Source organism: Thiofractor thiocamini (assembly GCF_055384375.1).
Genome location: NZ_AP042389.1, coordinates 461,024 through 473,746 on the forward strand (window position 1 = coordinate 461,024; position 12,723 = coordinate 473,746).

The window sequence follows — 12,723 nt, forward strand, 5'->3', positions numbered from 1 at the left end:
CATTACCCTAAAAACTTCATAATTTCATCTTTTAATTTATCTTTTTCTATAACGGTATTGTGAAGTATCGGAGCTTTGAAAAGTTCCGATATGCATTTTGGGATATCGGTGTGCATGATTTTTGAAACTCCCTCAAGCGCTTCAAGATCTGAAAACTTGGTTTTAAAATCACAGCTTATGGCATTTAGTACCGCCGGAGCGAACTTGGTCCACTCTGCAGTTGAGCAGATAACGGTTTTTCTTCTTGAGCACTTTATATCATCATAAGCTTTTATACATGTCGCAGTATGTGGATCCATGAGATAATTTTTTACAGAATATTCAGATATATAGTGTTTGGTTTCATCATCATTGCAGTAATATCCTCTAAAATCTTTCTTGATACTCTCATGCTCTTCTTTTGTAAGTTCGTAAAATCCTTTTTGCTTTAATGAATCCATCAACTCTTTACATCTAACAGCTCCGAACTTGTCATAAAGAAGTCTTTCCACATTGGATGAAATGAGTATATCCATAGCAGGAGAAATGGTTTTTTTAAGCTCCCTTCCTCTTATATCATAAACTCCCTTATTTATGAGGTCGCTTAGTATATTGTTTATATTGGCTGATATGAGTATCTTTCTTATGTTTACGCCCATTTTTTTTGCATAGTAAGCCCCCAAAGCATCGCCGAAGTTACCGCTTGGAACTGCTATATATATCTCTCCTCCAAGAGGTATCTCATCTTTTTCAACGAGTTTGACATAAGAGTAGATATGGTAAATGATTTGAAATATTATCCTTCCAAAATTTACAGAGTTTGCCGCACTTAGTTTGATATCTTTTTTTTGCAATTCCTCTTTAAAGTCATCTGAAGACAATAGTGATTTTAGAGCACTTTGAGCATCATCGAAGTTGCCGTTTATGCCTATGACTTTTAGATTATCACCTTTTTGTGTGACCATTTGCAGTTTTTGCACATCACTTGTGCCACCTTCGGGATAGATGCAGACTACTTTTATATTTTCTTTGTCGGCAAAACTGTTTAGTGTGGCAGGTCCGGTATCACCACTGGTAGCGGCAAGTATGAGATACTCTTCATTTTCCTCTTTTGCAAGATGAGAAAGTATATATCCAAAAGGTTGAAGTGCCATATCTTTAAAAGCTCTTGTCGGACCATGATATAGTTCGCTTACAAAGAGTATATCTTCTACTTTTTCAACGGGAACTACATTATCCTTATCATCCCACTTGTCATACAAATTCAAGGCACTATCTAAAACTTTTTCATCTATATCGACTTGAAAAAGATTTATAATCTTTTTACTGAACTCTTTATATGACAATCCTATGCAACTTTTTAGAAAGTCATTGTCGATATGTGGAAGAGTTTCAGGCACATAAAGCCCTCCAAAACTCGCACCGGGATTTTGTATGGCTTGCGAGAAAGTAACGCTATTTGGTTTTTTGCCGTCATTTCCTCTTGTTTCTATAAAATTCATCTTACTCCTTTATAACTGTTCCTATGCCTTCGCTTGTAAATACTTCAAGTAAAATGGAATGCTCGATGCGACCATCTATGATGTGAGCTTTTTTGCAGCCGGCTTCAACCGCCTCAAGAGAAGCATTTACTTTTGGAAGCATTCCTCCGCTTATCGTACCTTTTTCTATAAGTGTAGTTATCTCATCTTTGTTCAGGGTCGATAAGAGGTTTCTATCTTTATCGAGCACTCCAAGAGTATCTGTTAAAAATATAATTTTTTCAGCTTTTAAGCTAGCAGCCAACTTGCTTGCAACCAAGTCGGCATTGACATTTAATCCTACACCGTCATAGCTTGCCGCTATCGGAGCTACAACCGGAACAAAACCGTCATCCATGAGTTTTTGTGTTACGGTAGTATCAACTTTTGTTATGTCTCCAACGAGACCGTATTTGCCGTTTTCCAAAGGTTTCGCATGGAAAAAATCGGCATCTTTTCCTGTAATTCCTATAGCTTTTGCTCCATGGTGGTTGAGCATGGTTGTTATCTCTTTGTTGATATTGCCGCTAAGTACCATCTCAACTACTTCCATGCTCTCTTTATCCGTTACTCTAAGACCGTCTACAAATTCACTATCTATTTTTAGCTTGTCAAGCAAGGATGTTATCTTTTTGCCGCCACCGTGAACTATGATGACCTTGATACCTACTAAATGTAATAGAGTAATATCTTGAGCGAATTTATCTTTTAAGATTTCATTTACCTGTGCAGAGCCTCCATACTTTATGACAAAGGTTTTACCTGCATGCTCTCTTATATAAGGAAGAGCATCTAAGAGTATCTGAGCCTTTTCTATCTTGGTTTTCAATGTATCACCTTTTTAAAAAGTTGCTTATTTTATCAAATATTGCCATAATTATCTATAAAATCATTTACCTTGTCGATTATCTTTTGATCGATCTTTACTTCAAGCTCCATGATCGAAAGCGGTATGTCGAAGCTTTTTGTCTTTACCTCATCCTTTGTGGTTACAAGTAAAGATGTAGCTTTGTATTTTAAAAGGATCTTTTCAAGTTCTTTTTTTGTATAGAAGTGATGATCCTCAAAATACTCTTTTGCTATCAAAGTTCCGTCTTTTGGGAGATATTTATCTAATCTTTCAGGCTTTGCAATGGCAGTGACCAGTACCATTTTATCCGTAGGATTTTTGATGATGACTTCTCTTTTAAAATCTTTTTCTTCAATTGCGACTATATCGGCTTTTTTGTATAAACTTTTTGGTTCTCTGTATCCTCCGCTTGGGATGCAAAAGTCATTGAAAGGCTCATATGAGGGTTTTAAAAGTATATCAAGCTTTTTTATATCATGTCTATGAAATGCATCATCGAGAAATATGCTTTCAACCCCCTTTTTTTTAGCATACTTAATGGCTTCTGCTCTATCTTTTGAAACCAATACCAAAATACCTTGGAGATTGCTAGCATAAAGCAAAGCCTCATCGCCACATTCACTGACCGGCGTATCTGATGTGACTTCGAGTAAATTTTTGCTTTTTCTTTTGTATCCTCTTAAAACTACTGCACTGTTTTTTCTGTTTTTTAAAAGTGAAAGAGTGAAAGGGGTTTTTCCATTCCCTCCTATAGTCAAGTTTCCTATGCTTACAACCGGCAAGCCGAAATCTTTTGGTTTTGAAAAAGCTCTTTTTGATAAAACAATGATGCAGTATATGCCACTGATTGGTAAAAGCAAATAAGAGAGAATTTTTTGGGAAGTTTTTTTTGGGTAGAAAAGATACTCTTCTACCCAAAAAAAAAGCTTTCGCATACGCTTTTAAACTCTTGTTTTAGCTATGTTTTTAACCGATTCGCAGATGTACATTACTTCATCATTGCTTAATCCCGGATATATTGGAAGTGAGAGTATCTGCTGATAATTTGTAAGAGCGGTCGGAAAATCATTTACTCTTAAGCTGTATTTGCTTTTGTAGTAACTCAAAAGATGGATAGGTATATAATTCAGACCTGTTCTTATACCTTTGAGTGCCAACTCTCTTGCAAACGAATCTCTGTTTTTATCGACTTTTATGATATATCTTGTATATATGTGATCCCTTTTTTTTACAGGTAGTGAAATGTGAGGAGTATCACTTAGTTCTTTGTCATAGATGGCAGCTATCTCTTTTCTTCTTTTGATAAAAGAGCCATTCTTTTTTAGTTGAGCTACACAAAAAGCCGCATCAAGCTGAGACAAGTCATACTTGACGCCGATATCCACAACATCGTATACATAGTCAAGGTCTCCGTATTTTTCCCATCCTTCACTGACTATCGCATGATTTCTCAAAAGTCTTGCTCTCTTATCGAGTTCTTCATCATTTGTTGTTATCAATCCTGCATTTATGACATTGTTGACACTGTGTGGACTGAAGCTAAAAGTCGTAAGAGTTGTTTTAGGCAGTGATCCTATCATTTGACCGTTGTAAGTAGCCCCCATTGCATTGGAAGCATCTTCTATAACCATAACTCCGTGCTTTAAAGCAACTTCATATATCTCATCCATAGGTGCCGGTTGACCTGCGATATGTGTAACGAAAACAGCTTTTAGTTTTTTATGTTTTGATTTGGTTAAAACCGCATCAAGCTTTATAGGGTCTATATTGAAGTCATCTTTATCTATATCGACAAATATAGGCTCTGCGTCAAAATGTCTGATAACTTCCGCAACCGCCGGAAAAGCATTGACAGAGCATACTATCTTGTCTCCTCTTTTAAGCTCTATACTCATCATCGAAAGATGCATGGCAGCGGTTCCACTTGAAGTGGATACGGTAAACGAACTATCTACATAATTGGTAAAATCATCTTCTAACGTTTTTGTTTTATTGATTTCAACCTGATTTAGTACATCTTTTATCTGTTTTAACTCACTATCGTCGATAGAGGGTTTAAAAAATGGAATATTTTGCATATTTAATCCTTTATTTTATTTACTGATGTTATGCAATATTTGTGAGCATTGCTAATTTAAACGGAAAATTAGCGTTAAAAAAATCACACTCAACCCTGAAAGGGCGCTTGCGTTTGTGATTTTTAGCTAATTTGTAGTGCCCTGAAAGGGAAATTAGCACCGTGAACAAATTTTGCGTAACATCAGATTATAGTTTTACATCTCTTGGATATAAAAAGTCATGCCCTATACTTCTTGCACTGACTTTCGCTATCACAGGAGGTTTTCTCTTAAATTGATTTTGATAAATCTTCTTTATCACCAAATCACATAAATCTTCATCAAATCCAAGCTCAAGTAGTTCGTTTTTGCTAAGCCTTTCATCTACATACTTTCTTAAAACTTTGTCTATCTGAGCATAACTGTAGCCCAAATCATCCTCATCTTTTTGATTTGCCCACAGATCAGCTGAGGGCGGCTTTTTGATGATACTGTTTGGCACACCAAGATACCTTGCAAATTCAAATATATCACTTTTGTAAATATCACCTATAGGATTGATGGCACTTGCCAAATCCCCAAAGAGTGTACCGTATCCAAGCAAAAGTTCACTTTTGTTACTTGTTCCGATAACAAGAGCATTTTCTCTGGCACTTATATCATAAAGTATGCACATTCTAAGTCTTGCACTTAGGTTGCCGACTCTTAGGTTGCTCATATCCTTATCTATATAAGCTTTAAGCATAGGTTCTATGGATTTGATCTCATATCTTATATCAAACTTTTCACAAAGCTCTTTGGCATCATCGATGCTCTCTTTGGAAGAAAACTGTGAGGGCATCATCACGCAAAGAAGATTTTTGTCAAAAGCTTTTTTTGCCAAAACCGCTACTACCGCCGAGTCGATTCCTCCGCTTAAGCCCACAACGGCATTTTTTAAAGAAGTTTTTAAAACTTCATCTTTTAAAAAATTTATCAAAAAACTTTCCAACAACTCAAATCTTTTTTGCATCCGTAGCCTTGTTTTGATATCATCTCATTTTACTAAAATTTTACTTAATGAGAACTTTTAGATATAATACTTCTTCTTAAGAATTATATATGTTAAAAGTAAATGGAGTTTAAACATGAGAGTTTTATCGAAAGCTTTTGGAGTATATCAAACCAACTGTTACATTGTAAAGGATAAAGAGAAGGATATCATCATAGACCCTGGCATGGGAGCGACAAAATGGGTTAAGGAAAATGTAACCAATCCGGTAGCCATACTTAACACTCATGGTCATTTCGATCATATATGGAGTGATTGTGAACTTAAAAATGAACTAGACATCCCTGTATATATACCAAAAAATGATGCTTTCATGCTTGAAAAAGATATTTTTAATCAGTCTCAGCCTGTTTGTATGCCTAATATTTTGGTAGATGGTGATGAGGATTTGGATATAGGGGGGATAAAAGTAAAGTATATATTTTTTCCCGGGCATACTCCCGGATGCTCGGTTATAGAGATAGGAGAGTATTGGTTTAGCGGAGATTTTATATTTGAAGGCTCTATCGGTAGAGTGGATTTCCCATACTCAAGCCCGGAGCAGATGAAAAAAAGTCTTGAAAAATTTTTACAGATAAGTTATGATAAAAAAGTATACACGGGGCATGGAAATCCTACAACTATAAAAAGTGAACAAAAAAATGTACCATATTGGCTCAACTATCTTTAGAGATACTCTTTAGCCGTTTTTATTTTTCCTGTTTTTATTTTTCCTTACTTTCTTGAGCTTTAATTTTAATACATGTTCAGGAAGGATGACAGCATCGAATTTTCCTTCAAAAACTTTTATGTCGTTGATGCTTCCGAAAACATCTACTTCTCTTTTTCTGGCATCTTCAAATTTTGCATGTGCTTCAAAAGTGACTACATCCCCAACTTTTACCGGTGCCAAAAACTTACTTACCGCACCTATGAGTACAACATAAGGATCGTTCACTGCCGCCATCGCGGCAAAATCAGCCGCACTGAAAGTAAATCCTCCGTGTACTAGACCCATCTCATCTACTGCCATTTCTTTTGTACATCTTAGTTTGACTTCAGCATAATTCTCTTTTAGTTTAACAATGTCTCCGCTTAAATACTTTTTGATCTTTGTATGTGTTTTTAAGTTTATGGCTTCATCATCGTCATCTGATATGTAATCTTCTAATTGATTGGATTCTTCATTTTTATCCACTTTTATCTCCTATACTATATGTAGATGCATATCTCTACATCGGACAAGATGACAATATTTTTATAGATCGATTTTATAGATACCCTTTTATATAAGGTAAATAATTGTTATTTAAGAATTATTTTTGTAAAATTATCAAAAGAGATATTTTTTCTTTTAATAATAAAAGGAGTTTAAGATGGCAAGAGTTGGAAATTCTATCATCAAGGGTATAGAAGTAAAGGAGATCATTGATTTGTTAAATAAAGCTTATGCAGATGAGTGGCTGGCGTATTATCAGTATTTTATAGAGGCAAAAGTTATAAAAGGTATCATGAAAGATGCCGCTATAGCAGAACTTGATCAGCATGCAACAGATGAGTTAAGACATGCCAATATGGTAGCGGACAGGATAGCTCAACTTGGCGGTACTCCACTTTTAAATCCAAAAGAGTGGTTTATACATACAAATTGTGGTTATGAAGAGCCAAGCAGCTTCGATGTGGTAGCTATACTAAAAGATTCCATCAAAGGAGAGCAGTGCGCTATAAAAACTTACTCAAAACTTGCTGAAACCGTAAAAGGAAAAGATATAGTGACTTATGATATGGTCAGCGAGATACTTGCAGATGAAGTTGAGCATGAAGAAGATCTTCAAGCACTTCATGATGATATTTTTGAATTTATCGACGAGATAAAGGCATCTATAAGATAGCTTTTACATAAACTCTTTTTGGAGCGGGATAGCCTTCGATTGTTAAGTCGGAATCTTTTTCATCAAGAAAATTCTCCAAACTTTGAGAGTCTATCCAGTCGGTTTTTCTCTGTTCCAGGGTATCGGTTTTTTTGATATGTAAGATTTGTATATCACTAAATCCTGCTCTAAAGAGCCAGTTTTTAAGTGCAGGTATGGTTGGTATGAAGTAGATATTTGGGATTTTGGAGTATCTATCTTTTGGAGTGAGTGCGATTTCGCTCTCTCCGTCTATCATGAATGTATCGAGTATCAATTCACCGTTTTTGTTTAAGCCTTTTTTTAACGACTTCAATGTCGATACAGGGTCACTTCTGTGATAAAGCACTCCAAGACAAAAGATAACATCAAACTTCATATCGTAGATGCCCAAATGTTCAACACCAAGAAGTTCGTAAATTATGTCACTTTTTACATATCTGTTTATAAAGTCAAACTGTGTTTTAAAAAGAGCAGATGGATCAAATCCTACAATCTTTTTTGGATGGTGTTTTAACATCCTAAACATATAGTAACCATTGTTACAGCCGATATCTGCAACTGTTTTGTCCTTCAGGTTGAAATGAGGCTCTAAAAGATTGTATTTGATCTGGCTTTGCCATTCGGAGTCTATAAAAGTATCAAATACCTTGAAAGGTCCTTTTCTCCAAGGTTTTAATTTTTTGGCATATCTGTCTATCTTCTCTTTTTGATCTTGTGTTACAAAGTTTGAATCGATACTTACTATATCATTAAGTATAACTTTACATTGATCGATATCTGGTAAGGTTGAAAGTTCTTCTCTTAAAGGGGCTATATTTTTAAACTTAAGAGATTTTTTTCTCTCTTGCCTTATTATTTGTAGTGGCGTCATTTTTTATTGTCAAACTCTATCAAGTTTTTATCGCATTTTTTATGATATATTCCCATGGCATCATAATATTCATGGCAATCGTTATAGTATCTGTTGGATATCCCTCTGTCATTGACATACAGACACCCGCTTAGTAAAAAAAGTATGGCAACCATTAACAAATATTTCATAAAAATAATGATAACATATCAAAAATTAAAATTAGGTTGCTTTCATGGATGTTTTAGATATTTTTAAAAAGATTTGTACTATACCGCACTGTTCACATAGAAGTGAAAAATTAAGAGACTATATAGAAGAGTTTTGTCTTAAAGAAGGCTGTTTTGTGGAGATCGATACCGCAGGTAACATACTTGCAAGAAAAGGATATCCAAGTATCTGCCTGCAAGCACATTATGATATGGTATGTGTCGGAAAAGCTCCAGATATTGATATCTACGAAGAAGACGGGTTTTTAAAAGCCAAAGACTCTTCGCTTGGTGCGGACAATGGTGTGGGAGTAGCTTTGATGCTGCAAGCCGCTCAAAAATTTGACGATATCGAACTTTTGTTTACAAGTGACGAAGAAGTGGGCATGGTGGGAGCTAGAAACTTGCAGCTTAATGTAAAAGCCATGAAGATATTGAACCTTGATACCGAAGAAGCGGGAAAAGTTTTTATAGGTTGTGCCGGCGGAGTGGATGTGGATGCGAAAAAAATATATGTAAAAGAACCATTTGAGCATCACGGTATCTACAAGATATCTGTTGCCGGTTTGCCGGGAGGTCACTCAGGAGTTGACATAGATAAACATATACCAAATGCCATAAAGGAGTTGGGTTTTTATCTTAAAAAGTTTTATCCCAAGATTATAGCTATAAATGGTGGGGAAGCAAGAAATTCCATACCAAAAAGTGCTGAAGTTTTTATAGCACTTCAAAAAGGGAGCATACCTCCGGATGAAAACAATATAATCATTGAAAAAACTGATCTTGAATGTGAGGGATGTTTTAGCGATTCAAAAGAGATCATAGACATGATATGTGGTTTTGCAAACGGTGTAAGAGGGTATGACAAAGAGTTGCAAATACCTACTAAAAGTATCAATTTATCAAAAATTCAAACTATAAATGATACTATTGTTTTAAATATATTTCCAAGAGCGAATGACAATGTTTTGCTTGAAAGATTAAAAAGTGAAATATCATCATATTTTGCCAACTTAGGTTATGAAACAAAATTTTCAAACCAATACGGCGGCTGGAAACCGCAAATCAATGATTTTAGCAAAGATGTTTATGAGGCATGCAAAGAAGAGTTTGAAAATGTTTCATATGCCGCTATACACGCGGGTCTTGAATGCGGAGTTTTGTTGGAAAAATTTACCGATGATAAAATGATAGCCTCGATAGGACCCACCATATACAATCCACACTCGATTTACGAAAAGTGTGAAATTGACTCGGTTTTTAAAATTGAAAAGATAGTAGAAAAACTAATAGAAAGAAAAGAAGGATAGGATATGTCACTACTGGAGTCAAACAATATACCATTAGGAAGCGAACTTCCTGATTTTGCTTTGAAAGATCCTTACGGCAAAGAGTATAGTATAAGAAAGCAGACCGGTAAAAACGGTTTGTTGGTATTTATCACCTGCAATCACTGTCCCTATGCCCAAGCTGTATGGGAAAGAGTCAAAGAGATCATTCATTTTGCCAAAAAACTTGAAGTAAACGCCATAGCGGTAAATCCAAACATACATCCTAATTATCCTGAAGATTCACCTTCAAAGATGAAAGAGAAGATCGAGGATGAGGGGTTGGATTTTCCTTATCTTGTGGATGAGACGCAGGAATTTTCAAAACTTCTTGATGCTGCCTGTACTCCTGATATCTATCTTTTTGACAAAGACGGCAAGCTTTATTATCACGGGCGTATCGATGATAGTTGGCAAGATGAGGAGAAAGTGGAAAAAGAGGATTTGAAAGATGCACTCATGTCACTTTTTACAGGCAAAGAACCTCCCTCACCTCAGTATCCTTCGATGGGATGCTCGATAAAATGGCTTGATACTGTAGTAGGGTAAATTATACTCTCCTACTGTGAGAGCCGTCGCAAAAAGGTGATTCTGAGCTTTTTTTACATGAACAAAGATGGAAAGTGCCGTCTTTGTGTACTTTGAATTTTTCCGGTTTAAAACCGCTTCCCTTGTGTGTGCCGTCACACAAAACTTTATCGGCGCTCTTGCCGCAAGTGCAAAAGTAGTACTCCTCATCTGCTCTTAGATCCATTTTTACCGGTCCATTCATATCATATCCTTTTTATAGATTTAAATGATTGTATCATAGAGCAATATTGTATGTTGTTAAAAAAATAATATAATTTTTAAAAACAAACTTTTATGTTTTGGATTTTACCTTGGCTTGAAACTTTTTTTACTTTTGCATACTTGAGTTAAAAAACATTCGGTATCACATTTTGGATTTTTAGCGGTGCAGATATATCTGCCGAACAAAACCATCGCCTGGTGAAATATGTGCAAGTCATCTTTTAGTACCCTTACTAAGTCTTCCTCGGTTTTTTTGACGGTTTTTGCATAACTAAGGCCAAGTCTGTGAGAAACTCTAAATACATGCGTATCAACTGCCATCAAATTTGCATTGGTAAATTCTATCAGCACGACATGAGCAGTCTTTTGACCGACTCCGGCAAGTTTGACAAGCTCTTTTTCATCTAGAGGGATTTCGCCTTCAAATTCATCTTCGACCTGTTTAGCCATTTTTATAAGATTTTTGGCTTTATTGTTAAAAAATGAGCAACTTTTTATCAACTCTTTTACATCATCCAGATCCGCTTTTGAGAGCTCTTTTGTGGAAGGATATTTTTTAAAAAGTTCAGGGGTTATGATGTTGACTCTTTTATCCGTACATTGGGCCGAAAGCATAACAGATACTAGCAACTCATAAAGAGAAGTGTACTTAAGCTCGGTCTTTGCATCTTTATAGTGCTTGATAAATTGTTCTTTTATAAATACGATTTCTTCTTTTGTGGCTTTTTTCAAAAATACTCCTTAAACATTTAAACCGATATATAATTATACTCAAAAAAATATAAAAAATGCGATAAATAACATTCAGGTAAAATCCGCTTGACAATTAAGGAAAATCTGACTATAATTTCACCTCAATTACATTGATGGGGTATCGCCAAGCGGTAAGGCAACTGGTTTTGGTCCAGTCACTCGGGGGTTCGAATCCCTCTACCCCATCCATGTTGCTACACATATCGCGGGATAGAGCAGTTTGGTAGCTCGTCGGGCTCATAACCCGAAGGTCGGAGGTTCAAATCCTCCTCCCGCAACCAAATATCATCCCATATACTTGATACACAAACACTAAACATTCAAAATATATAATTTTATTATAAATATAATTTTTGGATTATAAGGTTTTGTGATGAAATTATTATTAATCTTCTGTATATTTTTTATTGTTTATTTCTTTGTGATAAATTTAGCAAAATATATACCTATGGCACGTCATCTCTTTTTTGAAGAGTATCAATATCCCCAAAATGTAAAGAGTAGCGATTGAATAGTACTGTAGCGTTTACGACAGGTATTTTTTTAGGCTTGGCGGAGTGGACGGCAACTAAGATATTTACTGACTTTACAGAGCCTTGGGATGCTCCAATAGGCACGTTTGTAATGATATTTTTCCTTCCCATGATATCTTTCATCATAGCATATAGATATGGTTTTGTAAAAATGTTGCTGCTGCTTGTGGGCATGCTTGTAGGAGATACTATATATATGTATATCATACATGATATGAGATATATAACTATCGGGATTATTATCTCTGCATCTTTTATGTTTTATTCTCTTTTGAGTGGGGTAGCAGGATGGCTTTTCGGCATGTTTTGGAAAAAATATTCTTATAAAATACTCAATGACAAGCCCAATAAACCCTTACATGACAAGGGTAGTAAAGTAAAACCGTTTTATTATAAGGCTACTGCCAAGTGGTTTGGTTATTATAGTTTGATCGGTGCATCTGTTTTTGGAGTGATAGGGCTGCTTCTTGTATTATACCCTTCTCCTCCCCTTAGTCCCATAAAAGGAGATATCATGTATTTTACCGTGAAAACAATTGCGGTTTTATTTTTAGTCGGTTTTATATGGGAAGGCTACAGAGGAGTTCAAATGATAAAAGATGATGAAAACTGGAATATATTAGTAGATGATAAATACATATACTATAAAACACCACAAAGTTCAAGAGAAACAAGCTTTGAATGCTCCTTGGAAAATGTTCGACAAATACAAATCATATATCCTAAAGATTTAAACTCTGAAAAAGAAGTGCATTACACTATAATAACCAAAGATGAAAAAACATACGCTTTTGGATACGGCGAAAACTTTTTTCCGCCAGATAAGTTTGTCAATGCGTTAAGGAAAAGAGATGTGAAAGTAGACATAATATACATATGAGGTATTCTTAATATCTCATGTTTTTATTC

Annotated in this window: 15 protein-coding genes and 2 tRNA genes; 7 read left to right on the top strand and 10 right to left on the bottom strand. The window is 35.3% G+C overall.

What is annotated here, in order from left to right:
• Nucleotides 1-2: 2 nt before the first annotated feature.
• The 5 genes from thrC to ACZ47B_RS02345 form a co-directional block, all read right to left on the bottom strand.
• A complete protein-coding gene (gene thrC / locus ACZ47B_RS02325; protein ID WP_464895070.1) occupies nucleotides 3-1,481 on the bottom strand; it encodes a threonine synthase in 1,479 nt (492 codons plus the stop codon).
• Between the two features lies 1 nt (nucleotide 1,482).
• The gene (gene argB, locus ACZ47B_RS02330; protein WP_464895071.1) at nucleotides 1,483-2,328 is read right to left on the bottom strand and encodes an acetylglutamate kinase; all 846 of its coding nucleotides are present in this window, start codon (nucleotides 2,326-2,328) and stop codon (nucleotides 1,483-1,485) included.
• Nucleotides 2,329-2,360: 32 nt separating this feature from the next.
• The gene (locus tag ACZ47B_RS02335; RefSeq protein ID WP_464895072.1) at nucleotides 2,361-3,284 is read right to left on the bottom strand and encodes a tetraacyldisaccharide 4'-kinase; all 924 of its coding nucleotides are present in this window, start codon (nucleotides 3,282-3,284) and stop codon (nucleotides 2,361-2,363) included.
• Between the two features lie 6 nt (nucleotides 3,285-3,290).
• Complete coding sequence (locus tag ACZ47B_RS02340) at nucleotides 3,291-4,427, bottom strand: DegT/DnrJ/EryC1/StrS family aminotransferase (protein WP_464895073.1); 1,137 nt, start codon at nucleotides 4,425-4,427, stop codon at nucleotides 3,291-3,293.
• Nucleotides 4,428-4,614: 187 nt separating this feature from the next.
• Nucleotides 4,615-5,418, bottom strand: a complete 804-nt coding sequence (locus tag ACZ47B_RS02345; RefSeq protein ID WP_464895074.1) for an NAD+ synthase — start codon at nucleotides 5,416-5,418, stop codon at nucleotides 4,615-4,617.
• Nucleotides 5,419-5,533: 115 nt separating this feature from the next.
• On the opposite strand from ACZ47B_RS02345, the gene ACZ47B_RS02350 reads away from it, so the two are divergent.
• A complete protein-coding gene (locus tag ACZ47B_RS02350) occupies nucleotides 5,534-6,127 on the top strand; it encodes an MBL fold metallo-hydrolase (protein ID WP_464895075.1) in 594 nt (197 codons plus the stop codon).
• Between the two features lie 9 nt (nucleotides 6,128-6,136).
• Here ACZ47B_RS02350 and ACZ47B_RS02355 read toward each other — a convergent pair whose 3' ends face one another.
• Nucleotides 6,137-6,634, bottom strand: coding sequence for a hotdog domain-containing protein (locus ACZ47B_RS02355; RefSeq protein WP_464895076.1), 498 nt, complete (start codon nucleotides 6,632-6,634; stop codon nucleotides 6,137-6,139).
• A gap of 178 nt (nucleotides 6,635-6,812) precedes the next feature.
• Between ACZ47B_RS02355 and ACZ47B_RS02360 the strand changes: the two genes are divergently transcribed.
• Entirely contained in the window at nucleotides 6,813-7,328 is a 516-nt protein-coding gene (locus ACZ47B_RS02360; protein WP_464895077.1) for a ferritin-like domain-containing protein, read from the top strand.
• On the opposite strand, the gene cmoB is transcribed toward ACZ47B_RS02360, so the two are convergent.
• Nucleotides 7,318-8,220, bottom strand: a complete 903-nt coding sequence (gene cmoB / locus ACZ47B_RS02365; protein WP_464895078.1) for a tRNA 5-methoxyuridine(34)/uridine 5-oxyacetic acid(34) synthase CmoB — start codon at nucleotides 8,218-8,220, stop codon at nucleotides 7,318-7,320. The genes ACZ47B_RS02360 and cmoB overlap by 11 nt on opposite strands.
• Complete coding sequence (locus tag ACZ47B_RS02370; RefSeq protein ID WP_464895079.1) at nucleotides 8,217-8,390, bottom strand: hypothetical protein; 174 nt, start codon at nucleotides 8,388-8,390, stop codon at nucleotides 8,217-8,219. Before ACZ47B_RS02370 ends, cmoB begins: the two co-directional genes overlap by 4 nt.
• Before the next feature lie 44 nt (nucleotides 8,391-8,434).
• Between ACZ47B_RS02370 and ACZ47B_RS02375 the strand changes: the two genes are divergently transcribed.
• The gene (locus ACZ47B_RS02375; protein ID WP_464895080.1) at nucleotides 8,435-9,718 is read left to right on the top strand and encodes a M20/M25/M40 family metallo-hydrolase; all 1,284 of its coding nucleotides are present in this window, start codon (nucleotides 8,435-8,437) and stop codon (nucleotides 9,716-9,718) included.
• Between the two features lie 3 nt (nucleotides 9,719-9,721).
• On the top strand, nucleotides 9,722-10,285 hold the full coding sequence (locus tag ACZ47B_RS02380) for a thioredoxin family protein (protein ID WP_464895081.1): 564 nt from the start codon (nucleotides 9,722-9,724) through the stop codon (nucleotides 10,283-10,285).
• Nucleotide 10,286: 1 nt separating this feature from the next.
• On the opposite strand, the gene ACZ47B_RS02385 is transcribed toward ACZ47B_RS02380, so the two are convergent.
• Both ACZ47B_RS02385 and nth read right to left on the bottom strand, forming a co-directional pair.
• Nucleotides 10,287-10,508 (bottom strand): CDGSH iron-sulfur domain-containing protein, encoded by a 222-nt coding sequence (locus ACZ47B_RS02385; RefSeq protein WP_464895082.1) that lies wholly within the window; start codon nucleotides 10,506-10,508, stop codon nucleotides 10,287-10,289.
• 104 nt (nucleotides 10,509-10,612) lie between these two features.
• A complete protein-coding gene (gene nth / locus ACZ47B_RS02390) occupies nucleotides 10,613-11,260 on the bottom strand; it encodes an endonuclease III (protein WP_464895083.1) in 648 nt (215 codons plus the stop codon).
• A 135-nt stretch (nucleotides 11,261-11,395) separates the two neighbouring features.
• Here nth and ACZ47B_RS02395 point away from each other — a divergent pair.
• The 3 genes from ACZ47B_RS02395 to ACZ47B_RS02405 all read left to right on the top strand — a co-directional run bounded on the left by ACZ47B_RS02395 (nucleotide 11,396) and on the right by ACZ47B_RS02405 (nucleotide 12,694).
• Nucleotides 11,396-11,470 (top strand) — tRNA-Gln (locus tag ACZ47B_RS02395).
• Between the two features lie 15 nt (nucleotides 11,471-11,485).
• A tRNA-Met gene (locus ACZ47B_RS02400) sits at nucleotides 11,486-11,562 on the top strand.
• Nucleotides 11,563-11,788: 226 nt separating this feature from the next.
• A complete protein-coding gene (locus ACZ47B_RS02405; protein WP_464895084.1) occupies nucleotides 11,789-12,694 on the top strand; it encodes a hypothetical protein in 906 nt (301 codons plus the stop codon).
• Nucleotides 12,695-12,723 lie beyond the last annotated feature (29 nt).

Coding starts and splice junctions, on each gene's coding strand:
- cmoB (WP_464895078.1), bottom strand. CDS start 8,220: ATGACGCCACTACAAATAATAAGGCAAGAGAGAAAAAAATCTCTTAAG.
- ACZ47B_RS02340 (WP_464895073.1), bottom strand. CDS start 4,427: ATGCAAAATATTCCATTTTTTAAACCCTCTATCGACGATAGTGAGTTA.
- ACZ47B_RS02385 (WP_464895082.1), bottom strand. CDS start 10,508: ATGAATGGACCGGTAAAAATGGATCTAAGAGCAGATGAGGAGTACTAC.
- ACZ47B_RS02350 (WP_464895075.1), top strand. CDS start 5,534: ATGAGAGTTTTATCGAAAGCTTTTGGAGTATATCAAACCAACTGTTAC.
- ACZ47B_RS02375 (WP_464895080.1), top strand. CDS start 8,435: ATGGATGTTTTAGATATTTTTAAAAAGATTTGTACTATACCGCACTGT.
- ACZ47B_RS02345 (WP_464895074.1), bottom strand. CDS start 5,418: ATGCAAAAAAGATTTGAGTTGTTGGAAAGTTTTTTGATAAATTTTTTA.
- ACZ47B_RS02370 (WP_464895079.1), bottom strand. CDS start 8,390: ATGAAATATTTGTTAATGGTTGCCATACTTTTTTTACTAAGCGGGTGT.
- ACZ47B_RS02380 (WP_464895081.1), top strand. CDS start 9,722: ATGTCACTACTGGAGTCAAACAATATACCATTAGGAAGCGAACTTCCT.
- thrC (WP_464895070.1), bottom strand. CDS start 1,481: ATGAATTTTATAGAAACAAGAGGAAATGACGGCAAAAAACCAAATAGC.
- ACZ47B_RS02360 (WP_464895077.1), top strand. CDS start 6,813: ATGGCAAGAGTTGGAAATTCTATCATCAAGGGTATAGAAGTAAAGGAG.
- ACZ47B_RS02335 (WP_464895072.1), bottom strand. CDS start 3,284: ATGCGAAAGCTTTTTTTTTGGGTAGAAGAGTATCTTTTCTACCCAAAA.